20 protein-coding genes are annotated in these 26,612 nt (G+C 67.7%); 10 read left to right on the forward strand and 10 right to left on the reverse strand.

The window, feature by feature from the left end; translation table 11 throughout:
- Nucleotides 1–426: 426 nt before the first annotated feature.
- Nucleotides 427–780, forward strand: coding sequence for a hypothetical protein (locus AB5S17_RS10760; RefSeq protein WP_369239116.1), 354 nt, complete (start codon nucleotides 427–429; stop codon nucleotides 778–780).
- 1 nt (nucleotide 781) lies between these two features.
- Entirely contained in the window at nucleotides 782–1,126 is a 345-nt protein-coding gene (locus AB5S17_RS10765; RefSeq protein WP_369239118.1) for a hypothetical protein, read from the forward strand.
- A gap of 18 nt (nucleotides 1,127–1,144) precedes the next feature.
- Here the strand turns inward: AB5S17_RS10765 and AB5S17_RS10770 are convergent, their stop codons facing one another.
- On the reverse strand, nucleotides 1,145–1,738 hold the full coding sequence (locus AB5S17_RS10770) for a peroxidase-related enzyme (protein WP_369239120.1): 594 nt from the start codon (nucleotides 1,736–1,738) through the stop codon (nucleotides 1,145–1,147).
- 124 nt (nucleotides 1,739–1,862) lie between these two features.
- On the opposite strand from AB5S17_RS10770, the gene AB5S17_RS10775 reads away from it, so the two are divergent.
- From AB5S17_RS10775 to AB5S17_RS10790, 4 genes are all read left to right on the forward strand, one after another.
- The gene (locus AB5S17_RS10775; protein ID WP_369239122.1) at nucleotides 1,863–6,809 is read left to right on the forward strand and encodes an NAD-glutamate dehydrogenase; all 4,947 of its coding nucleotides are present in this window, start codon (nucleotides 1,863–1,865) and stop codon (nucleotides 6,807–6,809) included.
- A 140-nt stretch (nucleotides 6,810–6,949) separates the two neighbouring features.
- On the forward strand, nucleotides 6,950–7,807 hold the full coding sequence (locus tag AB5S17_RS10780; protein ID WP_369239124.1) for an MOSC domain-containing protein: 858 nt from the start codon (nucleotides 6,950–6,952) through the stop codon (nucleotides 7,805–7,807).
- A gap of 341 nt (nucleotides 7,808–8,148) precedes the next feature.
- Entirely contained in the window at nucleotides 8,149–9,567 is a 1,419-nt protein-coding gene (locus AB5S17_RS10785) for an MFS transporter (RefSeq protein WP_369239126.1), read from the forward strand.
- 269 nt (nucleotides 9,568–9,836) lie between these two features.
- Entirely contained in the window at nucleotides 9,837–10,862 is a 1,026-nt protein-coding gene (locus AB5S17_RS10790) for an AI-2E family transporter (RefSeq protein ID WP_369239128.1), read from the forward strand.
- A gap of 69 nt (nucleotides 10,863–10,931) precedes the next feature.
- Here the strand turns inward: AB5S17_RS10790 and AB5S17_RS10795 are convergent, their stop codons facing one another.
- The 6 genes from AB5S17_RS10795 to AB5S17_RS10820 form a co-directional block, all read right to left on the reverse strand.
- Nucleotides 10,932–12,353, reverse strand: a complete 1,422-nt coding sequence (locus tag AB5S17_RS10795; RefSeq protein WP_369239720.1) for an aspartate aminotransferase family protein — start codon at nucleotides 12,351–12,353, stop codon at nucleotides 10,932–10,934.
- 44 nt (nucleotides 12,354–12,397) lie between these two features.
- Nucleotides 12,398–13,411, reverse strand: coding sequence for an NAD-dependent epimerase/dehydratase family protein (locus tag AB5S17_RS10800; protein ID WP_369239130.1), 1,014 nt, complete (start codon nucleotides 13,409–13,411; stop codon nucleotides 12,398–12,400).
- On the reverse strand, nucleotides 13,408–13,848 hold the full coding sequence (locus AB5S17_RS10805) for a transporter (protein WP_369239132.1): 441 nt from the start codon (nucleotides 13,846–13,848) through the stop codon (nucleotides 13,408–13,410). Before AB5S17_RS10805 ends, AB5S17_RS10800 begins: the two co-directional genes overlap by 4 nt.
- A gap of 96 nt (nucleotides 13,849–13,944) precedes the next feature.
- Complete coding sequence (locus tag AB5S17_RS10810; protein ID WP_369239134.1) at nucleotides 13,945–15,279, reverse strand: FAD-dependent oxidoreductase; 1,335 nt, start codon at nucleotides 15,277–15,279, stop codon at nucleotides 13,945–13,947.
- A 91-nt stretch (nucleotides 15,280–15,370) separates the two neighbouring features.
- On the reverse strand, nucleotides 15,371–16,807 hold the full coding sequence (locus AB5S17_RS10815) for a UbiA family prenyltransferase (protein WP_369239136.1): 1,437 nt from the start codon (nucleotides 16,805–16,807) through the stop codon (nucleotides 15,371–15,373).
- A gap of 215 nt (nucleotides 16,808–17,022) precedes the next feature.
- On the reverse strand, nucleotides 17,023–18,684 hold the full coding sequence (locus AB5S17_RS10820; protein WP_369239138.1) for a lysine--tRNA ligase: 1,662 nt from the start codon (nucleotides 18,682–18,684) through the stop codon (nucleotides 17,023–17,025).
- A 202-nt stretch (nucleotides 18,685–18,886) separates the two neighbouring features.
- Here AB5S17_RS10820 and AB5S17_RS10825 point away from each other — a divergent pair, with 202 nt between their 5' ends.
- Complete coding sequence (locus AB5S17_RS10825) at nucleotides 18,887–19,297, forward strand: tellurite resistance TerB family protein (RefSeq protein WP_369239140.1); 411 nt, start codon at nucleotides 18,887–18,889, stop codon at nucleotides 19,295–19,297.
- A gap of 8 nt (nucleotides 19,298–19,305) precedes the next feature.
- Here AB5S17_RS10825 and AB5S17_RS10830 read toward each other — a convergent pair whose 3' ends face one another.
- Entirely contained in the window at nucleotides 19,306–20,175 is an 870-nt protein-coding gene (locus tag AB5S17_RS10830) for a transporter substrate-binding domain-containing protein (protein ID WP_369239141.1), read from the reverse strand.
- 97 nt (nucleotides 20,176–20,272) lie between these two features.
- Between AB5S17_RS10830 and AB5S17_RS10835 the strand changes: the two genes are divergently transcribed.
- The gene (locus AB5S17_RS10835; protein ID WP_369239143.1) at nucleotides 20,273–22,303 is read left to right on the forward strand and encodes a glycosyltransferase family 2 protein; all 2,031 of its coding nucleotides are present in this window, start codon (nucleotides 20,273–20,275) and stop codon (nucleotides 22,301–22,303) included.
- Nucleotides 22,304–22,321: 18 nt separating this feature from the next.
- On the opposite strand, the gene AB5S17_RS10840 is transcribed toward AB5S17_RS10835, so the two are convergent.
- Both AB5S17_RS10840 and AB5S17_RS10845 read right to left on the reverse strand, forming a co-directional pair.
- On the reverse strand, nucleotides 22,322–23,878 hold the full coding sequence (locus AB5S17_RS10840; protein WP_369239722.1) for an adenylate/guanylate cyclase domain-containing protein: 1,557 nt from the start codon (nucleotides 23,876–23,878) through the stop codon (nucleotides 22,322–22,324).
- Nucleotides 23,879–24,190: 312 nt separating this feature from the next.
- The gene (locus tag AB5S17_RS10845; protein WP_369239145.1) at nucleotides 24,191–24,337 is read right to left on the reverse strand and encodes a hypothetical protein; all 147 of its coding nucleotides are present in this window, start codon (nucleotides 24,335–24,337) and stop codon (nucleotides 24,191–24,193) included.
- A gap of 220 nt (nucleotides 24,338–24,557) precedes the next feature.
- Here AB5S17_RS10845 and AB5S17_RS10850 point away from each other — a divergent pair, with 220 nt between their 5' ends.
- Together AB5S17_RS10850 and AB5S17_RS10855 are read left to right on the forward strand one after the other, a co-directional pair.
- Nucleotides 24,558–25,703, forward strand: a complete 1,146-nt coding sequence (locus tag AB5S17_RS10850; RefSeq protein ID WP_369239147.1) for a DUF3734 domain-containing protein — start codon at nucleotides 24,558–24,560, stop codon at nucleotides 25,701–25,703.
- Between the two features lie 227 nt (nucleotides 25,704–25,930).
- Nucleotides 25,931–26,575, forward strand: a complete 645-nt coding sequence (locus AB5S17_RS10855) for an exopolysaccharide biosynthesis protein (RefSeq protein WP_369239149.1) — start codon at nucleotides 25,931–25,933, stop codon at nucleotides 26,573–26,575.
- The last annotated feature ends 37 nt before the right edge of the window (nucleotides 26,576–26,612 follow it).

Consider the following 26,612-nt stretch of genomic DNA (forward strand, 5'->3'; position numbering starts at 1 on the left):
CCTGGCTCGTCCACTACAACACCGAACGCCCGCACCTCGGCTACCGCAACATGGGCCGCAGGCCGGTCGAAACCGTCATGTCATTCGTTAGTCAAGAAGCTTAAGAGGACAGCCTGCAGATTGCCTTCGCCGTCGGGCGGAAATTGCAGAAAACTCTTTCCATCGGGCCATGCGCCATAACCGCTGTTCAGATGCCCCCACCTTTTGCTGCTGACGGTACTTGAGCGAGGCATCTATGATCCTGCAGCCAACCTTTGACTCCGACACATCGGAAAAAGATCGGCCGCTTAAATCGCGCCAATTTGGCTGCACGGCTGCACCTGCAAGGCTACCGACATAAGACGAATTTCTATTTTTCCCATGGGGAATTTAGTGTATATTCCTACCTAATGGCCTTACGGTTGCGGTCTACATAGGCATGACGCCATGATAAAGTCTTCTATTATCGCCGCTGCCATAGCGTTGGCGCTATTGGGATCAAAGTCCGGGCTCGCGCAGGATTTGGCATCGCCAGATATCGTCTCACCCAAAGGCAACCTCCCTCTACGGGACAGTCCTCCTGGGCTCTTCAAAGGAAAGGGCGAGCAATTAGGGGTTGTCAATCCTGATACCAAATACATTGTAATTCAGAAGAAAATTGTTCCTTCTATCTTCGGGAATGAAGAATGGCTTAATGTGCAGCCGCTCGAAAATTCCGCTCAACGGCCAGCCGGATGGGTATTCTCCGGAAGCGGAGATGTCAGCAACTTCACTTTCGAAAACTCGAGTTCGGAGAAGTGAAGTGACTCTCCCAGAGAACCCCGACTGGGGAATCCATATCATGGCAGCGATAGCGATTGTCCTACTCATGGGCCTTTACATAATAGGGATTCTTTGCCGGAATGTCGTATTCCCCGCAAAGAAGCAAAACCTTCGCTCTCACCTTGCTGCTGGAATTCCTGTAGGATTCATCACGATGGGGCCTTACGGCAAGGCGGCCCTCTCAGGAATTAATCTTGCGTCACCTGACATGTTGTTCAACCTTATGATAACGTTTGGCTATGCAATTATCTTCGGAATGATGTCCAGAGAGACACTCGACAAGATAATCGCAACCGCACCGGTCGGCGGGGGCCGAGGCGGATAGGCCGGGATCAATACTCCCTCACCGCGCCATCCCGTGATACGCCGCATTCGGCTTCATGTCCGTCGCCGAGGCCACCCGGTTCGACATCGCGAAGAACGCCGCGACCGAGGCGATGTCGAAGATCGCGCGGTTGGAAAAGCCGGCGTCGCGCAAGCGCTGCCGGTCCGCCTCGACGATCGTGTCCGGCCGTTCGGTCAGCTTTGTGACGAAGTCGAGCATCGCGCTGCGCTTCTCATCGAGCCCCGCCGCCCGCCAGTTCTGCGCGATCGTCTCGGCGAAGGCGGGATCGCCCGAGAGCTGGCGCACTGCGGCGCCGTGGGCGGTCAGGCAGTAGTGGCAGTGGTTGATCGCCGAGACGACGACGGCGATGATCTCCCGGTCGAGCTTCGAGAGCTCGCTGTCGGCCAGCATCAGCTCGTTGTAGAAGGTGGAGAAGGCGTCGAGCTTCTTCTCGTCGAAGGCATAGGCGAGGAGCACGTTCGGCACGAGGCCGAGCTTTTCCACGCATTTGGCGAAATAGGCCTGCGTTCGCTCCGACAGCGGCTCGGCGATGCCGAGATCGAGGGCGGTGACCGCCCCTTCGTGCTTCTGGTCGTCATGCGTCTCGGTCATGCGTTCCTCCCGAACAGGCGCGCCGCTTCGCGTCGGGAGTTTTCCCGTTGCGACGTCGCAGCGCGCGGACACTCCGCTATGATAGGCGCCTGACACCAAGGAAGCGACGACTGGAGGAAGCGCGATGGACCGGCCGGAGATCGAAGGCGGCGCGAAGGAGTACGGCGAGACCGGGCAGAGGATGGTCGAGAAGACCGAGATCCTGGAGGCGGTCACCGGCCTGATCGGGGCCGGCCAACCCGGCGCGACGCTGGCGCCGCTCCTGTTCGCCCGCCCGCCGGTCGACGATCTCGCGAGCTTCCGGGCCGAGGCGCTCGCCGCTGCCGCCCGTGCCGCGGCCGAAGCGCTCGCCGCGCATCGGCCGGGCAGGCCGGTGGTGCGGATCGAGCGGCCGGAGGGCTTCGTGCGCGGCGGCGAGGCGCAGGACCTCGTCACGGTCGTCTCCGACGACATGGCCTTCCTGTTCGATTCGATCACCGCCGAGATCGCCGAGAAGGCGACCGAGATCCACTACATCTCGCACCCGATCCTCGACGTCAGCCGCACCCCGGATGACACGATCGCGGCGTTTTCGAGCAGCCGGACGGACAACGGCACGCCGACCGGCGGCGCCCGCGTCAGCCTGATCCAGTTCGCGATCGACCCGCTGGCGGACGCGGACTCGGTCCAGACGCTCGCGGCGGACATCGAACGCATTCTCGCCCAGGTCGCGCATTCCAACCAGGACTTCCAGGCGATGCGCGCCCGCATCGACGCAGCGGCCGCCGCCCTGTTCCACCGGGCGACCCAGGTCGGCGACGGCGAGCGGGCGATGGTCGAGGAGTCGGCGAGGCTCCTCGAATGGCTGCGCGACGACAACTTCATCTTCCTCGGCGCCTGCGACTACGCCTTCGTCGGCGAGGAGGAGGACGAATTCCTCGAGCGCCGCCAGGACGGCGCGCTCGGCATCCTGTGCGATCCGGACGTGCGCATCCTCGGCCGGCCCGGCCGCTCGATGACGACGACGCCGGAGATCCGCGCCTTCCTCAAGGCGCCGAACCCGCTGATCGTCACCAAGGCGAATGCCCGCTCGCTGGTCCACCGCCGGGCCTACATGGACTATGTCGGGGTCAAGCAATACGACGAGGCGGGCAACTTCTCCGGCGAGTTGCGCATCGTCGGCCTGTTCACCTCCTCCGCCTATACCCGCTCGATCCTGACGATCCCCTATGTCCGGCTGAAGGCCGAGACGGTGATCGGGCGCTCGGGCTTCCGGCCGGGCTCGCATTCGGCGAAGGCGCTCCTCAACGCGCTGGAATCCTATCCGCGCGACGAGGTCTTCCAGATCGATGCCGACCTCCTGGAGCGCTACGCCTCGGCGATCGTCGAGCTCGGCGAGCGGCCCCGGGTGCGCGTGCTCTCGCGCGTCGACCGCTTCGACCGCTTCGCCTCGGTGATCGTCTACGTGCCGCGCGACCGCTACGATTCGCGGCTGCGCGAGCGCATCGGCCACCTCCTCGCCGAGGCCTATGACGGTCACGTCTCGGCCTATTACCCCGCCTTTCCCGAGGGCCTGCTCGCCCGCGTCCACATCATCATCGGACGCGCCGAGGGCACGACGCCCGAGGTCGATCCGCATCGGCTGGAGACGCGGATCGCCGAGATGGCGAAGAACTGGGAGGACGAGTTCGCGCTCGCCCTGTCGCGGGCCGGCGCGCCGGGCGCCCTCGCCGGCTTCGCCGCCGGCCTGCCGGACAGCTATCGCGACGTCATCGCGCCGGCGGAGGCCGTGCACGACGTCAAGGTGATCGAGCAGCTGTCGCGCGAGGCGCCGCTGTTCGTCGACTTCTATCGCCGCTCGCACGACCCGGCCGAGACGGTGCGGCTGAAGGTCTACCACCTCGGCAAGGCCGTCGAACTCTCCACCCGCGTGCCGATCCTGGAGAACATGGGCTTCTCCGTCGTCTCCGAGCGCACGCACCGGATCGTGCGGCCCGACGGCGAGACGGTGCACCTCCACGACATGGACCTTGCGCGCCATCGCGGCGGCGCCATCGACCTCTCCGACGACGGCGCCGCGCTGGAGGAGACCTTCGCGGCGGTCTGGCGCGGCGGCATCGAGAACGACGGCTTCAACGCCCTGGTGCTGGAGGCGGGCCTCGGATACCGCAAGGCCAATGTCCTGCGCGCCTATGCCCGCTATCTGCGCCAGGGCGGCCTCTCCTATTCACCGGACTACCTCGCCGCCGCGCTGGTGCGCCAGCCGGGCCTTGCGGCAAAGCTGTGGGAGCTGTTCGAGGCGAGCTTCGACCCCGCGCGCGCGACATCTGCGGACGCGGCCCGTGACGGCGCTTCGGCCGACGAAGGACCGGACGAGGCGGAAGACCGGCAGGCGCGGATCGCCGCCGAGCGCGGCACGAGGGAAATCTACGACGCCATCGTCGAGGCGCTGGATGCAGTCGATTCGATCGACGACGACCGCATCGTCCGCCGCTTCCTCAACGCGATCCTGGCGACGCTCCGCACCAATTTCTATGCCGTCGACGGCATTTCCGCCGAGCCGCATTCCGAGCCGGGCCACGTCTCGCCGGCGCTGGCCTTCAAGCTGGATTCGCGCGCCGTCGAAGGCCTGCCGGCGCCCGTCCCCTTCCGCGAGATCTTCGTCTTCGACGCCCGGGTCGAGGGCGTCCACCTGCGCTTCGGCCCGGTGGCGCGCGGGGGCCTCAGATGGTCAGACCGCGCCCAGGACTACCGCACCGAGGTGCTCGGCCTCGTCAAGGCGCAGCAGGTGAAGAACGCCGTCATCGTGCCGGTCGGCGCCAAGGGCGGCTTCTTCCCGAAGCGCCTGCCGGACGCCTCGCAGCGCGACCAGTGGTTCGCCGCCGGCCGCTCGGCCTATGTCGTCTTCGTCGCCTCGCTGCTTTCGGTGACCGACAACATCGTCGGGGATACCATCGTGACGCCGGACAAGATCCGCCGGCACGACGGGGACGATCCCTATTTCGTCGTCGCCGCCGACAAGGGCACGGCGACCTTCTCCGACACCGCCAACGCGATCGCCCAGTCCGAGGACTTCTGGCTCGACGACGCCTTCGCATCGGGCGGGTCGGCCGGCTATGACCACAAGGCGATGGGCATCACCGCCAGGGGTGCCTGGGAGGCGGTGAAGCGGCATTTCCGCGAGCTCGATCGCGACATCCAGAGCGAGCCCTTCACCGTCACCGGCTGCGGCGACATGTCGGGCGACGTCTTCGGCAACGGCATGCTCTTGTCGCGCACGACGCGGCTCGTCGCCGCCTTCGACCACCGCGACATCTTCATCGACCCGGATCCCGATCCCGAGGTCTCCTTCGCCGAGCGCCGGCGCCTGTTCGACCAGCCGCGCTCGTCCTGGAGCGACTACGACCGCTCGAAGATCTCCGCCGGCGGCGGCGTCTTCTCGCGCCGCGACAAGCGCATCCGGCTGTCGGAAGAGGCCGCGGCGGCGATCGGCTGGGACAAGCGCGAGGGCACGCCGAGCGAGGTCATCACTGCGATCCTGAAGGCGCCGGTCGACCTCCTCTGGTTCGGCGGCATCGGCACCTATGTGCGAGCGTCCTCCGAGACCAATCCGGATGTCGGCGACCGCGCCAACGACGCGCTGCGCATCACCGGATCGGACATAAGGGCGAAGGTCGTCGGCGAAGGCGCCAATCTCGCCGTCACCCAGAAAGGCCGCATCGAGGCGGCCCGCCAGGGCGTGCGGATCAACTCGGACGCGATCGACAATTCCGCCGGCGTCAACACCTCCGACGTCGAGGTGAACATCAAGATCGCGCTGAAGTCGGCGATGAGCGACGGCCGCCTCTCCCGCGAGGACCGCAACACGCTGCTCGCCGAGATGACCGGCGAGGTCGCCGACCTCGTCCTCTCCAACAATTACGAGCAGACGCTGGCGATCTCGCTGGAGGAGCGCGAGGGGGCCGGGGCGCTGGCGCTGCAGGCCCGCTTCATGGCGGTGCTGGAGGACGCCGGCACGCTGGACCGCACGGTGGAGAACCTGCCGAACGAGGCCGCCATCGCGGACCTGCGCGGTTCCGGCCGCGGCCTCACCCGGCCTGAGATCGGCGTCCTCCTCGCCTATGCCAAGATCACCTTGTTCGACGAGATCGTCGCCAGCGACCTGCCGGGCGATCCCTATCTCGAAGACCGGCTGCACGACTATTTCCCGGTGCCGATGCGGCGCGACTTCGCGCATGACATCGAGGGGCATCGCCTTCACCGCGAGATCATCGCGACGGTGCTCGCCAACGAGGCGGTCAACCGCCTCGGGCCCACCTTCGTCACCGTGCTGCGCGAGACGACCGGCGCATCGCCAGCCGAGATTGTGCGTGCCTTCGTCGCGGCGAAGGACGGGCTCGACGTGCGCGGCCTCTACGAGCGGGTCGACGCGCTGGACGGCGCGCTCCACGGCAGGACGCAGAACGCGCTCTATGCCGAGATCGGCCGGTTCCTGCGCCGCACCACGCGCTGGTACGTCCAGAACGAGCGCTTCGCCGGCGGCCTGACCGGCGCCGCGATCGACAGCCGCGACGCACTCACCCGGCTGAAGCCGAAGCTGAAGGACCTCGCGACGGACGCCGCCCGCGAGGAAGCGGATGCGCGGGCCGCCGCCTGGGCGGAGAAGTCGGTGCCGCAGGATCTGGCGGACGACATCGCGCTCCTGCCGCTGCTCGCTCTCGTCCCCGACATCGCTGCGGTCTCGCGCGAGACCGGCACGGCGCTGGAGGAGACGGTCGCCTGCTATTTCGCCATCACGCGACTGTTCCAGATAGGCCGGCTGGAGGCGGCGCTGTTCCAGATCGAGACCGCCGACTATTTCGAGACGCTCGCCCTGCAGCGGGCCGGCAGCGGCATCGCAGTGGCGCGCCGGCGGCTGACCAGTGCGGCGCTGCGCGACCACCGCAGCGCCGAGGATTGGGCCGACACCCGGCGCGCGGCGGTCGAGCGCATCCGCGGCCAGATCGCCGCGCTCGCCGGCTCGGGCGAGACCTCGGTCGCGCGGCTGACGGTGGCGGCGGGGCTGCTGGCGGACCTCGCGGACCAGGCGTAACCGAGGCCTCGGCCACCGCCTTTAGGCTGCCGTCCGGCGATTTTCAGGCGGCGGCCGCGGCGCCAAGCGGCTATAGGGTCGCAGATCGCGCATGCCGGCTGCGACGGCCGGCTGTGCCTTTCTGTCGGAGGGCGTCACCGGTGCAGCTCGGCTCCATTCACATCTACCCGGTCAAGGGCGGCCGCGGCGTCGACCGCGAGACCGCCGCGGTCGAGGCGGCCGGCCTGGCGGGCGACCGCCGCTGGATGGTCGTCGACGCAGCCGGCCGCTTCGTCACCCAGCGCGAACTGCCGAAGCTCGCGCTGCTCGACGCTCAGCTCGATCCGGACGGCCTGCACCTTGGCTACGAGACTGCGGGCGAGCGCTTCGTGCCGACGCCGGACGGCGCGGCGCGGCTGACGGTCCGCGTCTGGGACGACACGGTCGAGGCGGCGCTGGCGGACGCCGCCACCAATGCCGCCCTGTCGCGCTGGCTCGGCCAGGATGTGCGCCTCGTCTATCAGGACGGCGGCGCCGCCCGCACGGTCAGCACCGACTGGAGCACGCCGGACCGGCCGGTCAGCTTCGCCGACGGCTTCCCGCTGCTCGTCGCCAACCGCCAGTCGCTGCGCGCGCTGAATACGGCGATCGTCTCCGCCGGCGGCGGTGCCGTGCCGATGAGCCGCTTCCGGCCGAACATCGTGATCGAGGACGCAGAGCCCTTCGCCGAGGACGGCTGGGCCACGATCCGCATCGGCGCCGTCGTCCTCGATCTGGTCAAGCCCTGCGCCCGCTGCACCGTCACCACCGTCGACCAGCAGACCGGCCGCGTTGCCGGCACGGAGCCGCTCGACGCCCTTCGGCGGCTGCGGATGTCCGCCGACCGCCGCGTCCCCGGCGTCCTGTTCGGCTGGAACGCCGTGCCGCGCAGCCCCGGCCGCATCGACGTCGGCGATCTCGTGCGCGTCGAGGCGCATCGGCCGCCCGAGGGCATCGTCCGCCCGCCGCGGCAGGGATAAGGCCGCGCCGAACGAAGCGCCTCCCCCTCGCCCGCTTGCGAGAGAGGGTGGACGCTGCGCAGCAGCGGACGGGTAAGAGGGACAAACGCCGAGACACGCGGGTGGGCACATGAGACACAAGCGTTCACTTCGCCCCCGGCCGCGCAACACCTCCTCATCCCCTGCCGGGACTTCTCCCCATGGGGGAGAAGAAGGCAGCGTTGGCGGCCGCACCTTCCTTCTGCGGATGGCGATAGAGACCGATCAGCGCTGCGCGAAAAGCCGCACCGATCCTGCCCACTGGACGCCCTTCTCCTGCCCCAGTATCCCTCCGCTTCCCGCGCGACGCAGAGGCGACGACCATGGCTTCATCCGATCAGCCGCCCTACCGCCGGCCGCTGCGCCAGCCCGCCGTCTGGGGGTGGATGGGCTTCGACTTCGCCGCCCAGCCCTTCTTCACCGTCGTCATCACCTTCGTCTTCGGACCCTATTTCGTCTCGCAGCTCGCGCCGGACGCGGCGACGGGCCAGGCCTGGTGGGCCTTCGCCGCGACGGTGGCCGGCATCGTCGTCGCGATCGGCTCGCCGCTGCTCGGCGCGATCGCCGACCGGGCGGGGCCGCGCAAGCCATGGATCGCCGGCCTCGCGGTCGTCCAGATCGCCGCCGTAGCGCTGCTATGGACCGCCGCTCCCGGCTCGTCGCTCGCGATCGCCGCCGCCCTGATGGTCCTCGCCCAGATCGCCGCGGAGTTCTCCGTGGTCTTCAACGACGCCATGCTCCCGCGCCTCGTCCACAAGGACGAGATCGGCCGCGTCTCCAACGTCGCCTGGGGCTTCGGCTATGCCGGCGGCATCGTCTTCCTGATCCTGGCGCTCGCCTTCCTCGCGGGGTCGCCGCAGACCGGACGGACGCTGCTCGGCCTCGTCCCGCTCTTCGGCCTCGATCCCGCGACCGGGGAAGGCGCGCGGGCCACCGGGCCGCTTTCGGGCCTCTGGTATCTCGTCTTCGTCCTGCCGATGTTCCTGCTGACGCCCGACCGCCCGCGCGCCAAGAAGGTCGCTGCGGCGGTGACGGGCAGTCTCGGCGACCTCGCCGCCACCTTCCGCGAGGTCCGGCGGCGCCCTGCCCTCTTCCGCTTCCTGCTCGCGCGCATGCTCTATCAGGACGGGCTCAACGCCCTCCTCGTCCTCGGCGGTGCCTTCGCGGCCGGCATGTTCGGCTGGACAATCACCGAAAGCGGCCTCTTCGGCATCATCCTCAACGTCACCGCCATCCTCGGCTGCCTCGGCGCCAGCGTGCTCGACGCGCGGCTGGGGTCGAAGCCGGTGGTGGCGCTGTCGATCCTCTGCCTCGTCGTCGCCACCCTCGGCATCGTCTCGACATCGCCAAGCTCCACGCTTTTCGGCCTCCTCGCCTTCGCGCCCTCGCACGCCACCGGCTTCTTCGCGACGCCGGCGGAGAAGAGCTACATCGTCTTCGGCCTCCTGATCGGCCTCGCCTTCGGGCCGGTGCAGGCATCCTCGCGCTCCTGGCTGGCGCAATCCGTGACCGCCGAGGAGGCGGGGCGCTATTTCGGTTTCTACGCCCTGATCGGACGGGCGACGTCCTTCCTCGCGCCCGCCGCCGTCTCTGCCCTGACCGCCTTCGCCGCGACCCGCACCGACCCGACGAGCGCCGCACGCATCGGCATGTCGGCGCTGATCGTCTTCTTCATCGTCGGGCTCGCGATCCTCTGGACCACGAAGGGCCCGAGCACCCGGGCGGAAAGGCCCCTCGCTTAGGGCTCGACAGGTTTCGGAAGGCGCGTGGCGGCCCGACGTGCGATGGCCTGCGCAATTTCCGAGGCGGCCGATCACGACCTCGCGCGTCCACCGGCAATTCGGCCTGCGCCTCCCGCCGACCGGTGGGCGGCTAACGGTCTGGCGGCTCGCCGCTTCGCAAAGCGCACTATGTCCCGGAGCAATTCCCGTTTGACGAGCGGCGACGGGTCCGCCCTGCCCGGGCGTTCGACGCTCGCCATTCCCCAGACAGTGGAGACGATGCCCGCCCCATGCAGTCCGATCTCGTGAGAAACCGGCTGCTCGCGGTCATCGCCGCCGTGGTCCTGATCGCCGCCCTGCGCTGGGCCTATCCGGTCGTCATGCCGCTGGTCGTGGCGGTGTTCATCATCGCGGCGGCCTGGCCGATCCGCAAGTTGTTCCCCGGCAGCATGCCGGCGGTGATCAGCTATGGCGGGACGATGATCGTCCTCTTCGTCATCATGGCGGTGTTCTTCGCCGCGATCTACTATTCGATCGCGGAGGTGGCGACGACCTTCATCGCCCATGACGACCGCTTCCGCGCGCTCTATGCGCAATATGTCAACTGGGCGAGGCCGAAGGGCTTGCCGACGCTCGACGGCTCCGGCGGCTACGACCGGCTGCTCGCGATCGGCCGCACGCTGGCCGCCGACCTCTACACCTTCCTGACCTATCTCGGCATGATCTCGGTCATCGTCGTCCTCGGCTTTCCCGAAGTGCCGGCGATGGCCCGCAAGGTCCGTGACCGCTTCGCGCGCAGCGAAAACATCGAGATCGCCTCGACGGTCACCGAGATCGCCGGGAGCATCCAGCAATATCTGGCGATGACGGTCCTCTCCAGCCTCATCACCGGCGTCGCCTGCGGGCTGTGGTCGCTGGCGGTCGGGCTGGAGCTCGCACTGATCTGGGGGATTCTCAACTTCCTCCTGAACTTCATCCCCGTCGTCGGCAATATCGTCGGCGTCATCCCGCCGACGCTCTACGCCTTCATCCAGTTCGACGGCTTCACCATGCCGCTGGTGATCTTCGGCGGCTTCCTGGTGCTGCAGCTCGTCATCAGCAACTTCGTCTATCCGATGCTGCAGAGCCACGGCCTGTCGATGCCGCCGGTGACGATCATCGTCTCGCTGCTCTTCTGGGGCTGGCTCTGGGGCTTTGCCGGCGGTCTCCTCGCGGTGCCGCTGACGGCCGTCCTGGTGATCGTCGGGCGGCGCCTCGACACGACGCGCAAGTTCGCGCTGGTCCTCGGTCAGGAGGAAGGCGCGGAAGACGGGTAGGCCGACGCGGAAAGGCCGAGCATAACGCCCGGCCTCCCTTGCCTCGATCCGTCGAAGATGCGCTGCGGCTCACCGCATCTGCGACTTCACGAAGTCCTTGACGATCGCGACGATCCCCCGCGAGAGCAGGCTGTCCAGCGCCTCGCAGAACTGGTCGACATGCTCCTCGCCGCAGATCAGCGGCGGCTCCAGCCGGATGACGTTGCGGTTGTATTCGGTGAAGGCGACCAGAACGTCGTAGTCCCGAAGCAGCAGCGCCCCGATGAAGCCGGACAGCGAGCCCTTCAGCTTGTCGTCGAGGATCGCCACCATCGGGCGCAGCGCCAGCGGCAGCGTCCGGGAGAAATCCTGGAACTCCAGTCCGATCATCAGGCCCTGGCCGCGGACCTCCTTGATGATCTGGGGATACTTCGCCTGGATCGCCTGCAGCCGCTCGAGCAGGTACGCGCCGGTCTCGGCTGAGTTGCCGATCAGGTCCTCGTCGTAGAGGACGTTGAGGCCCTCGATCGCGGTGACGCAGGCCTCGCCGATGCCGCCGAAGGTCGCCTGGGCGTGGATCATCGCGGTCTTCGGCGTGCCGTAGGCCTTCATGTAGACCTCGCGCCTGGCGATCATCGCGCCGACCGCCGCCTTGCCGGCGCCGAGCGACTTGGCGAGCGCGGTCACGTCCGGCACGACGCCGTGATGCTCGAAGGCGTAGAACTTGCCGGTGCGCCCGTAGCCGCACTGCACCTCGTCGGCGACCCAGAGCACGTTGTGCCGGTCGCAGAGCGCGCGAACGCCCTGCCAGTATTCGGTCGGCGCGCCGATGATGCCGCCGCCGCCCTGCACGGTCTCGAGCACGACAACGCCGATGTCGCTGTCGTTCTCGATCGCCCGCTTCAGCGCATCGAGGTCGCCGAACGGCACCTTGACCCGGTTGTCGACCAGCTGGAACTCGCCCTGGTAGAGCGTCGAGTCGGTGATCGAGAGGACGCCCTTCGACTTGCCGTGGAAGGAGTTCTCGGCATGGACGATCTTGCAGTTCTTGCGGCCGGAAGCCCGCTCGGCGACCTTGATCGCCGCTTCCATCGCTTCGGACCCGGTGGAGCCGAGGAACACCATGTCGAGGTCGCCCGGCGAGCAGGCGGCGATGTTCTTCGCCAGCGCCACGGCATATTGCGACAGGAAGGCGATGGCGATCTCGTGGCGCTTCTCGTCCTGGAAGCGCTCGCGCGCCGCCAGGATCCGCGGATGGTTGTGGCCATGCGCCAGCGAGCCGAAGCCGCCGAAGAAGTCGAGGATCTTCCGGCCGTTCTGGTCGATGTAGAACATCCCCTCGGCCCGCTCGATCTTCACCTTGTGGAAGCCGAGCAGCTTCATGAAGTGGAACTGGCCGGGGTTGATGTGATCCTTGAACAGGTCGGCCATGGTCTGGACGTCGAGGGCCTTGGCGTCCTCGACGGAGAGAAGGTCGGGCTTTTTCGGACCGTTGTGGAACGGCTGGTTCATCGCCGGCGCGGCGACGGTGGGACGGTCGAGCATGGCGGTGGTCCTCATTCGGCCGGCTGGGTGAAGCCGGCGTGCGCATGGGCGTCGCCGAAGCGCTTGGCCCGATATTCGGAATAGGCGGCGATCAGCATGTCCTCGTCGCGGTACTGCGGCACCCAGTTAAGGTCGCGCTTGCCCTTGGATACGTCGAGCACGCATTCCTCGTCGGCGATGAGGTACTGCTCCGGGTCCATCAGCGGCTTGTTGAGGAGGTCGAGGAAGTCGAGCGTGCGCTTGACCGCCCAGGCCGGGGTCGGCACCAGGAACGACTTCGAGCCGGCATGGCGGATCAGGTCGCCGAGGAGCTTCCTGACCGGCGGCGGGTTCAGCGAGCCGAGATTGTAGGCCTCGTTCGGCACGCCCGCCTTCCAGGCGAGGCGTGCGGCCTCGGCGCAGTCGAACACCGAGATGAACTGGTAGGGGTTCTTGCCCGACCCGATCATCGGGACCGGCAGGTTGTGGTCGATCAGCTTGAACAGCTTCTCCAGGATGCCGAGCCGCCCCGGGCCGATGATCAGGCGCGGGCGGAACAGCGAGATGTTCATGCCGCGCTTGCGCCACTCGGCCGCCAGCACCTCGGTGTCCTGCTTCGACTGGCCGTATTCGCCGAGCGGGGCGACCGGGTGGTCCTCGGTCATCGGCGTCGTGACCGTATGGCCGTAGATCATGTCGGTGGTGAAGTGGACGAGGTTCGGCGCGCCGGCCTTGTCCATGGCGTGAATGATGTTCTGCGTCCCGAAATAGTTCACGGGATAGAAGAAGTCGTGGCGCTTCGCCCGCGGCATGATCGGCGAGAGCATCTTGGCCGACAGGTTGTAGACCATGTCCTCCGGCCGGATCGGCAGCCTGGCGATCGCGGCCGGATCGGTCACGTCCGTGTGGACGAACTCGCAGCGCTGATAGTGCGCAAGATCGCTCTTGACGATGTCGGCGACGAGGACGCTCTCGCCGTCCTGGATCAGCTTCTGGGCGAGGTGACGGCCGACAAACCCGTCGCCGCCGAAGAGGATGTGCTTCATCGGGAAACCTCGTGGACACTCGGATGGGAGGAAAGCTCGGCGACGGACGTCTCGCCGTGGATCTTGGAGCCGCTCTGGGCGATGCAGATCGTGCCGAGGCAGATCAGGCCGATACCGGCGATCCGCATGCCGCCGAGGTCTTCGCCGAAGAGATACCAGGCGAGGATCGCGACCACGACATAGGCGAGCGACAGGAAGGGATAGGCGAAGGACAGCTCGACCCGCGACAGGACGAAGAGGTGCGAGGCCATTGAGATGACGAAGGTGCACAGCCCCAGGAAGACGAAGGGGCTGAAGACGATCGAGAGAATCTTCACGAGCGGGTTGACGCCGGCGAAGCTGATCGGCCCGAGCTGCGTCATGCCGTATTTCAGCATCAGCTGCGCCGCGGCATTGGTGAACACGGTAAACAGAATGAACGGGATGTATTTGACCATCGGCTCGTCCTTGGCTGGAATTGGCCGGATCGAACGGCCTTTCGTGCCACTGAACTTACAGACGACCGCGAACCAATGCGTTAAGACACTTGACTTTCAGGCGAAGTGACGAGACGATTCACGAGCGACGGTAAATGAACTGTCGCGGAATTCATGACAATTGCTTGCATTGATCTGTCCGAGGGCGGCGTCGCGCTCCAGAAGCGTCTGGCCGGTGCGGCGCCAGAAGTCGGACATAATCGCGGGGTCGCGGTGCGCGGCGAGCTCCCGCCACTCCGGAAAGCCCGCGGCAAAGGTCGCGGGCGACATGCGGGCATCCTTGTAGGGGTTGACCGCGCCGCCGGCCGCAATCGTGATCCGGTCGAGTTCATCCAGAAGGGCGAGCGTCCTCGCGCCGCGGTGCGGAAAGTCGAGCGTCAGCGTGTAGCCGGGCCGCGGGAAGCTCAGAAGGCCCGGGCTTGAAAGTCCGCCGAAGCGCTTCAATACGGTCAGGAACGAGCCGTGGCGATGGGCCCGCGCGCAGGCGATCAGCGCCCGCACCACCGCCTCGCCGTCCTTCTCCGGCACCACGCTCTGGTGCTGGAACAGGCCGCGCGGTCCGTAGAGCCGGTTCCAGGCGCCGATCCGGTCGAGCGGATAGAAATAGCTGTCGAAGGGTACGGTTCGCTGGTGGGTCCCGCGCCGGGCCTTGCGGTAGTAGGATTGGTTGAACGCCCGCAGCGAGAGCCCGGCCAGCGGGCTCACCGGCGGCGTCAGCGGCACATGCGCCAGGGGCGGCCGGGCGACACCGCTGCGATCGCCGTGACGGGCATGGTCTCCGGCGATCAGGTGGCCGCGGCCCAGCGAGGCGCCGCCGGCGAGCGAGTCGATCCAGGCGACGGCATATTCGTGCCGCGCGTCTGCTTCCTCGGCGAGATCGAAATAGTCGGCCAGCCGGTCGAAGCGCGTCGTCGTCTCGACGATCGACAGAGACGGCACCTTCAGGAGCCGGATGGTCGCGGTGCGGATCAGGCCGGTCAGGCCCATGCCGGCGATCGTCGCCCGGAAGAGGTCGGCGTTCTGGTTCGCACTGCAGATGAGGCGGCCGCGGTCGGAGCGCTCCAGCTCGAACGAGACCACCCAGCGGCCGAAGGTGCCGCGGCGATGGTGGTTCTTGCCGTGGACGTCGTTGGCGATGGCGCCGCCGAGCGTGACGAACTGCGTCCCCGGCGTCACCGGCAGGAACCAGCCGGCCGGGGCGACATGCCGGGTGATCTCGGACAGGAGCACGCCGACATCGGCGGTCAGCGTCCCCTCGCCCGGGTCGAAGTCGCGGATCCGCGGGCGGCAGCCGAGACGGCTGTCGATCAAGGTGCCGGCGTCGTTGTGGCAGCTGTCGCCATAGGAGCGGCCGTTGCCGAAGGGGAGGAAGCCATCCGCCGGCGCGTCCATGGCGCCAAGGCTCGTCTGAGCGGCTGCGACCGCGCTCCGCCCGGGCGCGGTCCGGATGCGGCCCCAGCTCTGATGGTCGGCGGCGGCGGCGTCACGCATAGGCGGCCAGCACGAACATCACGCCGCCGATGGCGACCATCATCTGGCTGCGCCAGTCGCGCAGGATGAAGACGACCGGGTCGTCGTGCATCTGCTCGCGCCGCGCCAGCACCCAGATCCGCACGATGATGTAGAGCAGGATCGGACAGATCGGCCAGACAAGCACCGGCTCTGTGTAGTGCCGCAGCACTTCCGGGCTGTTGATGTAGAGCGCCAGCACCATCACCGAGGCGAAGCCCGAGGTCATGCCGGCCTGGGCGAGCGTTTCGAGATCCGCGTCGACATAGCCGCGGCCGGTCTTGGAGCGATGCGCGCCGACGCCGAAATCCTGCAACTCGGTATAGCGCTTCACCAGCGCCAGCGACAGGAAGAAGAACAGCGAGAAGGCGAGCAGCCAGAAGGACAGGGTGTTGTCGGTCGCCTCCGCTCCGGCGAGGATGCGCGTCGTGTAGAGCCCGGCGAGAGTCAGTACGTCGATCAGCAGCATGCGCTTGATGAAGAACGAATAGGCCGTCGTCGCGACGAGGTAGACGAGGAGGACGGGCAGGTAGAGCGGCGGCAGGACGAGCGCGATCACCATCGCCGTCGCGAGCAGCCCCAGGGCCAGCTTCAGCCCCGTCGCGATCGGCAGCTCGCCGCTGGCGAATGGCCGGTTGCGCTTGGTCTTGTGCTTGCGGTCGGCGGTGAGGTCGAGGAGGTCGTTGAGAAGGTAGACCGCCGAAGCCGCGAACGAGAAGCTGATGAAGGCGAGGATGCCGGCGACGATCATCCCCGGATTGAAGAAGTCGTGCGTCAGGACCATCGGCACGAAGACGAGGACGTTCTTTGCCCACTGGTGCGGGCGCATCGCCTTCAGCGCGGCGCGGGCGGGCCGGCTGCCGGCGTCGATGCGGTTGGAGCCGCTGCGCCTCTGCCAGCGATGCGCGGCGCGGTCCGGCGCGACGACGGTGGCTTCCGCCGCCCGGTCGAGCAGGCAGATGTCCTCGTGCGAATTGCCGTAATAGTCGAAGCCGTCTTCGCCGCAGCTCGTCATGATGCGCTCGAGCTTGCGCTCGGCGGTGAGGTTGACCGTGTCGCCGGATGCCATCACCTCGTCGAACAGGTCGAGGTGCTCCGCCACGGCGTGGGCGAGCCGCTCGTTGGCGCCAGTCGCGAGCACGATGCGCCGGCCTTCGGCCTTGGCGCGCTGCAGCGCCTCGACGACTTCGGTGCGGTAGGGCAGCAGCGCGGCGTCGAACTCGACCGCCCGCGCCAGCTCGGCCTTCAACCGCGCCTTGCCTTCCGCCGCCCAGAGCGGCAGACGCCACATCAGCTGCGGCGACTGCCGGGCAGCGAGGAACAGCGTCTCCCACAAGAGGTCGCTGCGTATCAGCGTGCCGTCGAGGTCGACGAAGATCGGTCGCTCCGTCTGGGGAACACGTGCATCCACGGATAGGGCCTCCTCTTGCGCGCCCCCGCGGGCCGCATGAAGTCGACGACCGTTGTCGCCCGCTCACGTTGAGACGGCGTGAATATGGCTCAGCAAGCACAGCTTCTGCTCGCTGAGTTGCCTTCAGGGTAAACTGCGGGCTAACGGCCGGCCGCAGGTTCGAGCGATCGCCGCTCCGGCCGGAGTCCGTCCATTCGCGCCTCGCCGAAGACGCTTCAGGCCGAGGCGGCCAGCCGCCCCTCCAGCGCCGCGCGGATCAGCTCGCGCGTCTCGACGATGCCGTAGAGCGCGACGAAGGAGCCGAAGCGCGGACCGCGTTCCTGGCCGAGCAGGATCTGGTAGAGCGCCTGGAACCACTCCACCGACACGCCCGGACCGCCTTCCGGGCCCTTCTTCTTCATGTCCTGGTAGCGCTCGATCGGACGGGCGACGTCGAGCATGGCGTTCTGGATCGTCTCGCCGTCGGCGTCCGCCGGCAGCGCCGCCAGCTTGGCGTCGAGTTCCTCGAGCGCCGCCCGCTCGACGTCGTCCGGCGCGCGGAACGTCTTTCCCGGCTTCACGAAGTCGTCGTAGTAGCGGATGGCGTAGCCGACGAGGCGGTCGAGTTCCGGCGCGGTCTCGGGCGTGACGCCCGGCGCGTAGCGGGTGATGAAGCCCCACAACGTCGCCTTGTTGGCGGCGTTCGAGGCCGAGACGAGGTTCAGCAGCATGGCGAAGGGCACCGGCACGCTTTCGGCCGGCGGCGCCCCGTCGTGGATGTGCCAGACAGGGTTCTGCAGCCGCTGCTTCAGGTCCTGGCGCTGATAGGCGGAGACGAAGGCGTAGTAGTCGTCGACGGCCTTGGGAATGACGTCGAAATAGAGGCGCTTGGCGGCCTTCGGCTTGCCGAACATGTAGAAGGCGAGGCTCTCCGGCGAGGCATAGGCGAGCCATTCGTCGATGGTCAGGCCATTGCCCTTGGACTTCGAGATCTTCTGGCCCTTCTCGTCGAGGAAGAGCTCGTAGTTGAAGCCCTCCGGCGGCGTGCCGCCGAGCGCCTTGCAGATCTGCGAGGAGAGGTTGACCGAGTCGATGAGGTCCTTGCCGGCCATCTCGTAGTCGACGCCGAGCGCCGTCCAGCGCAGCGCCCAGTCGGCCTTCCACTGGCACTTGACCGCGCCGCCGGTGACCGGCGTCTCGATCCGCTCGCCGGTGTCCGGGTCGAGATAGGCGACCATGCCGCGCGCAACGTCGCGCTCGACCATCGGCACCTGCAGGACGATGCCGGACTTCGGATGGACGGGCAGGAAGGGCGAATAGGTCGCGCGCCGGTCGGGCCCAAGCGTCGGCAGGATGATCTCCATCACCTCGTCGTAGGCCGCGAGCATCTTCAGGAGCGTCGCGTCGAAGCGGCCGGCGGTGTAGTAATCGGTCGCCGAGGCAAAGGTGTAGTCGAAGCGGAAGCCGTCGAGGAAGGCTCTGAGCCGGGCGTTGTTGGCCGCGCCGAAGGAGGGGTGCTCGTTCGAGAACGGGTCCGGCACGCGCGACAGCGGCCGGCCGAGATGGGCGAGCATCATGTCGCGGTTCGGCACGTTCTCCGGCACCTTGCGCAGGCCGTCCATATCGTCGGAGAAGCACAGCAGCCGCGTCGCCACCTGGTCGCCGGTCAAGACGCGGAAGGCGTGGCGGACCATCGAGGTGCGCGCCACCTCGCCGAAGGTGCCGATATGCGGCAGGCCGGACGGGCCGTAGCCGGTCTCGAACAGCACCTCATTCGGCGTACCGGTCTTCTCGAACCGCGCCAGCAGCTTGCGGGCCTCCTCGAACGGCCAGGCATTGGAAGCGAGCGCTTCCGCGCGAAACGTCGCGGCGTCGGCTTCGATCGGCGGGGTCGGCATCGCGGGTCCTTCATGGGTTCGGCGGGAGACGGCGCGGCGGCATCGACGACGGTGAAGCCGTCGCAGCGCGCGAAAAATCCGTGCCGAGGACGTCTAGAAAGAAGCCGGCGAGCCGTCAACAAAGCCGGCCGCCGCGTCTTGTTGGCCCTCGCCTGCGCCCTTAAGTTCGGCTCCCAATTCGACAGCTGAAGGCAGACACGACATGGCCGATCTCGAACCGCAGGAGGCGCTGGTGCATCTGATGATCGCCATGGCCGCCGCCGACGGCGCCGTCAGCGAGACCGAGCTGCGTGGCCTCTCGCTGCTCCTCGAGACGCTGCCGGTCTTCCAGGGCTTCGACCGGAGCCGGCTCGACGCGATGGTGCGCCATTGCAGCGAGATTCTCGATCGCGAGGACGGGCTCGACGAGATCATCGAGAACGTGAAGGCAGCCGTGCCGGACGCGGTCTACGAGACCGCCTATGCACTCGCGGTGGAGGTCGCTGCCGCCGACGTCAAGGCCAAGGAGCCGGAGCTGCGCTTTCTGGAGATGCTGCGCGACGCCTTCGAGCTCGACCGCCTCACCTCCGGCGCCATCGAGCACTCGGCCCGGGTGCGCTACCGCCGGCTCTGACCGGTCGATCAGAACGCGCTGACCGGGAAGTAGCGCAGCAGCAGGTCGGAGAAGCGCTTCTTCTCGACCAGTTGACCGATGGCATAGTCGATCGCGTCGGCCAGCGCCTTGTCGTTCGGGGCGACGGCGATCGCCAGCCCCTCGCCGAGGAAGCGGTCGGACAGGAACGGCCCGCCGGAAAAGCTGCAGCACCCCGCGGCCGCTTCGCTCTCCAGCCAGAAGGACAGGCTGACGCCATCGCCGAAGAAGGCGTCGATCTTGCCGCCCTTCATCGCGGCGAGGCCGTCGTTGCGCATGTCGAAAACCTGTTCCTTCACGTCGGGGAAGAAGGCCCGGAGCATGGCGGCATGCGCGCTGCCCTTCTCGACGCCGACGACCTTGCCCTTTAAACCGGCCGCGACCGGCGGCTTCACCATCCTGTCCCTGCGGGTCACGAAGCGCGCGGGATAGCGGAAATAGGGTTCGGAGAAGGCGAACTGGCTCCGCGTCTGCGGCGTCATGGCGAGGCCGGCAATGATCGCCTCGCCGTCGCCCCGCTCCAGCGCCGGCACGAGATCCTTGAACGCCATGGCTTCGATCTGGCAGCGCGGCAGGATGTCGAGCTCCTCGCAGATCGCCCGGGCAAGCTCGACGTTGAAGCCGGCCAGCTGGCCGCGCGAGTCCAGGAAGTTGAACGGCGGGTAATCCGTCGTCGTCAGGAACCGGATGCGCTGCCGGCCGGACAGGTCGGGTTTCGACATGCGCTGGCGCTGATCGAAGAAGTTCGGCGTGGGGACGACGTTCTGCGGGTCGGCGGCGCGGACGAGAACTGCCGGCGCCACGCAGAAGAGCACGGTCACCCCTGCAAGAATCAACTTCTGCGCGATGAATTCTCGCATTGATTAGTTTCCCCAGCGTCACCACCCAAACAAGATGACACTGCCTTTTGCAACGGCAGCGGGCGAAAGCCGGTCGGGTCGGGGTGGGCCTTTTCGCGTGCACGACAACTCGTATGACGTCGTCGACAGTCACCGGGCATTCTACGCGTCCCAGCCACCGGGGCGCAACGGCCGGATTCCAGCCTCGGCTTTGCGCTCTGCGCCGTCGCCGACGGGCGGGCGGTTCCGGCCGAGGTTCGACGCAAAGCTCGCGCAGCCGTTTCTCGCAAGCCTGATCCTCTCCACGCTGGACATCGGGCCTGAGACGGTTGCCGCAGCAGCCGAGGCGGCGAGCCGGAACGGCACGGACATCGCCGCCGAGCTGCTCGTCGCGGGAGACGTCGAGGAGACGACGCTCGCGGCGGCCATGGCTGCGGCGCTGGACCTGCCGTTCGAAGATATCGGCGAGGCGGACGAGGTGCTCGGGGCGGAGCGGCTGGTGGGCCGGCCGCCGCCGCGGATCCTCAAGACCTGCGACGACCGGCTCGACGCCAAGCTCTTCCTGGTTCCGCGGCTGGAACGGCTCGACGCTCTCGCCGCCCATCTCCAGGCCTGGCCGTCGCTGCGGCGGATCGCCAGGGTCACGACGACCTCGGACGTCCGGGCCGCGATCGAGCGCCAGACCCTGCCGGAGCGATGGCGGGCGGCCGTCCTCAGCCTCTCCGCGGACGAGCCGATCCTTTCGGCCCGCACGGTTCTGACGGCTGCGCAGGCCGCGGCTCTGGTGCTCGCCGTCACCTTCGCGGCAGCCGCCGCCGTCGCGGCGCCCCGGCTGATGCTGGACCTGGTCCACGCCTCGGCCGGTCTCCTGTTCGGCGGCTGCCTCGCCTTCCGCTGCGCCGCCCTCGCCGGGCCGCAGCCCCAGCTGCAACCGGTTTCGCCACCCGCCCTCCCCGACGAGCCGCTGCCCGTGTACTCGGTGCTTGTCGCGCTGCATCACGAGACGACGGTGGTGCCGCACCTCGTCGAAGCGCTCGCGGCACTCGACTGGCCGGCGAGCCGGCTGGAGATCCGGCTCGTCTGCGAGGCGGACGACGTCGCGACGATCCGAGCCGTCCGGGCGGCGATCCGCGGACGGCCGCAGTTTGCGGTGATCGAGGTCCCGCCCTCGGAGCCGCGCACCAAGCCGAAGGCGCTCAACACCGCTCTGCCGCTCGTGTCCGGGGAGTTCGTCGTGCTCTACGACGCCGAAGACGAGCCGGATCCCGGCCAGCTGAAGGAGGCCTACCGCGCCTTCCGCACCGGCCCGGCCGGCCTCGCCTGCGTCCAGGCGCCGCTGGTGATCCGCAACGGCCAGCGCAACTGGCTGGCCGGCGTCTTCGCGCTCGAATATGCGGCGCTGTTCCGCCGGATCCTGCCCTGGCTGGCCAGCCACGGTCTGCCGCTGCCGCTCGGCGGAACGTCCAACCATTTCGTCCGCGCCCATCTCGTTGCCGCGGGTGGCTGGGACTCGCACAACGTGACCGAGGATGCCGATCTCGGCCTGCGCCTCGTGCGCAAGGGGTTCCGCGTCGGAACGATCACCCGGCCGACCTTCGAGGACGCGCCGGAAAGGCTGACGATCTGGTACAGACAGCGCACGCGCTGGCTGAAGGGCTGGTTCCAGACCTATCTCCTCCACATGCGCGAGCCGCGCCGGCTGCTGCGCGAACTCGGCATGCGACGCATGGCGGCCTTCCAGCTGCTGTTCCTCGGCATGCTCGCATCTTCGCTCGTGCATCCGATCTTCCTTGGCATCGTCGCCCTGTTCGTGACCTCGCTCGTCGATGGCGCCCTGAAGGTCACGGACCTCGATCCGCTCTTCGTGCTCGACCTGATCAACGCCGCCGGCGGCTACGGCGTTTTCATCGCGCTGTCCGGCGTGGCGCTCGACGCCAGGGAGCGACGCACCTTGCCGCGGTTCTACCCATACCTCCCGCTCTACTGGCTGCTGGTCGCCTGTGCCGGCCTCCGGGCCTTCCGCCAGCTTTTCTTCGCCCCGCACAACTGGGAGAAGACCCCGCATGGCATCGAGGCGCGCATGGATTTCGCCGACCCGCGGCATCGGGTCGAGCCGGTATTCGACGGCGGCGAAGCCGGATGGGCGTGAGACCCGCGGCGAGGCCGTCTACTGGGCCGCCGTCGGGCGCTGCTTCAAAGCATCCAGCGCATCCGCGAGGATCGCCTGCAGCCGGGCACGCTCGGCGCCCGTCACCCGATCGAGGTCGAGGAAGATCCGCGCGCCCTCGGTGAATTCGTTGATGATCCCGGTGTCGGCCGCGCGTTCGTCGTGGATGCCCTCCACCACGTAAGGGATCACCTCGCGACTGATGCCCTTCAGCGAGATCGCCGGCAGCGGCCGGGCCCGGACCGTATCCTCCACATGCGCATAGGTCTCGTAGCTCATCACGATGCCGCCCGGCTCGGCGATCTGCTCCAGCCGGGCGGCAAGGTTCGCCTCGGCACCGATGATCGTGTAGTCCATCCGGTCGGCGCTGCCGAAATTGCCGACATTGCAGAAGCCGGTGTTGATCCCCATGCGCGCCTGGAACGGCCGCTCGATGCCGCGCCGGCGCCATGCGACGTTCAGCTCCGCCATGCGCCGCTGCATGGCGATCGCCATCGCGACGCAGGCCCTTGCATCCTCCCTCGGGCCCTTGGTCTCGGGATCGCCGAAGAAGGCGAGGATCGCGTCGCCGATGAACTTGTCCACCGTCGCCCCGTGCTCGTGGGCGATCTTCGCCATCTCGGTGAAGTACTCGTTGAGGATCGCGGTCAGCTCCTCCGGCTGCAGCCGCTCCGAGGAGACGGTGAAATCCTTGATGTCGGAGAAGAAGATCGTCAGCTTCTTGCGCTCGGTGGAAATCACCACGTCCCGCTCGCCCGAGAAGATCGAGCGGTAGACCTGCGGCGAGAGATATTTGGAGATCTTCATCGAGACGGCGGCGAGGAAGGAATTGGCCTCCTCGAGTTCGCGGTTCATACGGCCGAAGGTGCGCGCCTGGCGCCACTGCATGGAGGCGAAGGCGGCGCCGAAGAGGCCGGCGCCGGCGAAATAGGTGAGAAGGTATTTGAACGAGAGGAGGTTCGCCGCGATCGGCTGCGTCACCTCGATCTCCTGGATGCCGCGGACATCGCCGACCTTCCAGTCCCGCTTCGGGCTCTCGGGATGGGTATTGTGGCAGGCGACGCAGGCGGTTCCCATGATCACCGGCGCGGCGAGCCGGATCCTGCGGTCGAACAGCGAACCGCTGACGGCGGTGATGACGGGCGGATTGCCGGCATCCTTCCGGAAGGTCGCGAGCGCACCGGTCTCGAACGCGTCGAGCTTGTGGGGCTGGCGCGACGTGAAGACGTAGTCCGACACGAAGCGGTACCGCATGTCCTCACCGCGATGGCCGATCACCTGGCCGAGTTCCAGCGAGAGGGTCGCGGGAATGGGGATCGCGCCGGGAATGTCCATGTAGTTGTGAGCGGCAATCGTCTTGCCGCCCGGATTGGCCAGCACGCGACCGACGACATTCGTCGCATAGTAGCTGCGGATGTCGGTGATCATCGCGTTGAGGCTGTTCGCCTGCGTGTTCAGCGACATGTCCGAAAGGTGCCGCAGGTCGAGCCAGACCGCGACCGGCAGAAGCGCCAGCGCCAGCACGACCGCCGCGGCGAAGAAGATCGGCCGCGCCATCAGATAGGTGAACACCCGGTTCATCGCGGCAACGCCCTCGGACAACACTCAGCCGACTATACGTCATTCGGCGAAGGGTTTGGAGCGTCATTCAGCGAACCGGCGCGGCGCGCCGGTGCACGCGGATGGCCACCGCGCCTGTCGTTTTTCGAAGCACGGGGCCGTCGGCGTCGATGGCGAGACGGCTTCGGCGGGCCGCGTCGTCGAACCGACAGACAGATACGACTATCTCCCGGAGCTTGTTGCCCTCCGGGCGAAGCATCCGGCAGGCGGCCGGGCAGCCGCGAAGGGCCGGCCCGGCTCCTCTTCCGATTACTGCGCGACGTTGCGCACGGCCTGACCCGTTGCGTCGACCGTATTGCCAACGTCGCGGCCGGCGCCGCGGATCGTGTTCGCGCAGGCCGAAATCATGAGGACGCCGGCGAGGAGGGTGGTGAGGACGACGATACGCTGGGACATGGACCGAACTCCAGTTGAGACTGCAACCGTAACGCCGCCGCAATTTTCCGGTTCCGCCATCTTTTCGCCGTCGTTGCCGAAGGCGCGGGCAAGTTGCGGCTCGGCCACAGCATCTGGCGGAGAAACCCCTTGCGGCGCTGCCGTTCCGATGCCACATCCATCGATGCTGCAGCGCAGCAGACACCCGACGTTGCGGCAGGCGAAAGCGAGAGGGACGGATATGCCTGAACGCCCGGCTTCCGACGCGCGCTCGCCCATCACGCATGATGGCGAGCGGCTGGTTCTGGTCCTGCAGGGCGGAGGCGCGCTCGGCGCCTACCAGGGCGGCGTCTTCGAGGCGCTTTCCGACGCCGGCGGGCGTCCCGACTGGATCGCCGGCATCTCCATCGGCGCGATCAACGCCGCCCTCATCGCAGGCAATCCGCCGGAGCGGCGCATCGCGGCCCTGCGAGCCTTCTGGAACGAGGTATCCTCGACGCTCGCGATCACCGAGCCGCTGCCGGTCCCTGGCAACTTCGCCAGAAGCCTCGCCTCGGAGGCCAGCGCCGTGACCGCGCTCTACGGCGTGCCCGGATTCTTTCACCCGCGGGTGCCGCCCACCTATCTCCTGCCGTCCGCCCATCCCGGCGCGATCGGCTATTATGACACAACGCCACTGCGGCGGACGCTCGAGCGCCTCGTCGACTTCGACCGCCTCAACGACGGGGGCATGCGCGTCAGCCTCGGCGCGGTGAATGTCGCGACGGGCAATTTCCGCTATTTCGACACCGCCGACATGCGCCTCGGCCCGGAACACGTCATGGCGAGCGGCGCGCTGCCGCCCGGCTTCCCCCCGATCAAGATCGACGACGACTGGTACTGGGACGGCGGCCTCGTCTCGAACACCCCCCTCGCCTACGTGCTGGACCAGGACACACGGGACGACATGTGCATCTTCCAGGTGGACCTCTTCCCGGCCGCCGGCCCGCTGCCGGAATCGATCTTCGACCTGTCCGAACGCGAGAAGGACATCCGCTTCTCCAGCCGGACCCGCCTCAACTCCGACGCGGTGAAACAGAAGCAGAAGGAGCGCCGCGCAATGCACCGTCTGCTCGCCAAGCTGCCGCCGGAATTCGCCGACGATCCGGATGCCGCCCTGTTGCGGGAGGCCTCCAACGACGCGGCGATCACGCTCGTCCACCTGATCAACCGCCGCAAGGCCTGGAACAGCGAGGCCAAGGACTACGAGTTCTCGCGCCGGACCGCGGTCGAGCGCTGGGCCGACGGCCGGACCGACGCGCATACGGCGCTCACCCACCCGTCCTTCGTGCAGCGCCGCCGCCCCGCCTTCGGGATCGAGATCCTCGACCCCTGCCGAACAGGCTAGGCGGGCGCTACGACTGCTGCGCGGCCTGTGACGGGCGTCACGCCCTCGTGTCGACATGTTCTGTCACGATAGGAATACGGGAACCTCGACTTAACCTGCGAAAGGGCATAGTGAGCCCTCGTGCCGGCAACGATCGGCTCCCGGCAGTTCGAGCCCTGAAGTCGGCAGCCCGCACGATCGGCATGGTCATGAGTCAAACCGAAGCGTCCCTACGTCGAGCCCCCCGTGTGTCTCCTGCCGGTTCCTCCAGCTTCCGACGGTCGCTTCGCCGGCGCGGCGGAATCCGTCAGAAGCGGATTTCGGCCATCCTGCGCGGCTTTTCGCACCAGAACCGGGCCGAGCCGACGATCGGGGAGCTGTCGCTCGCCTTCGACACGCGCGCCTTCGGCGCCTTCTTCATCCTGTTCGGCGGCCTGAACCTCGTCCCCCTGCCGCCGGGCGCCTCGCTGTTCTTCGGCATCCCGCTGATCCTCTTCACCTTCCAGCTCGCCATCGGGCGGCATCGCCTGTGGCTGCCGCAGCGGGTGCGCCAGATGCGGCTTTCGCCGGACAAGATCGCGCTCCTGATGGCGAAGATCGGACCGTGGCTGCGGCGGATCGAGCGGCTGGCGCGCCACCGCTACTGGCCGATGCCCGAGCGTCTGCTCCTGTCGGCCGTCGGCTGGTACTGCTTCGTCATGGCGGTGCTGGTGACGATCCCCTTCCCCTTCACCAACATGATGCCCGGCGTGTCGATTGCGATCGCAGGCGTGGCAATCAGCACGCGGGACGGGCTCTGGCTGCTCGCCGCCCTGCTGGTCGGCATCGCGGCAGTCGCCGTGCTGACGGGCGTCTACGGCGCAGCCCTCTTCGCGATCCTGCACTTCGTCTGAGGTTCGGCGGGAAGCGAGGCACCGCCGGAGATTGCCG

The organism is Jiella sp. M17.18, from assembly GCF_041027365.1.
In the GTDB taxonomy this organism is placed as follows: domain Bacteria; phylum Pseudomonadota; class Alphaproteobacteria; order Rhizobiales; family Rhizobiaceae; genus VKMB-3413.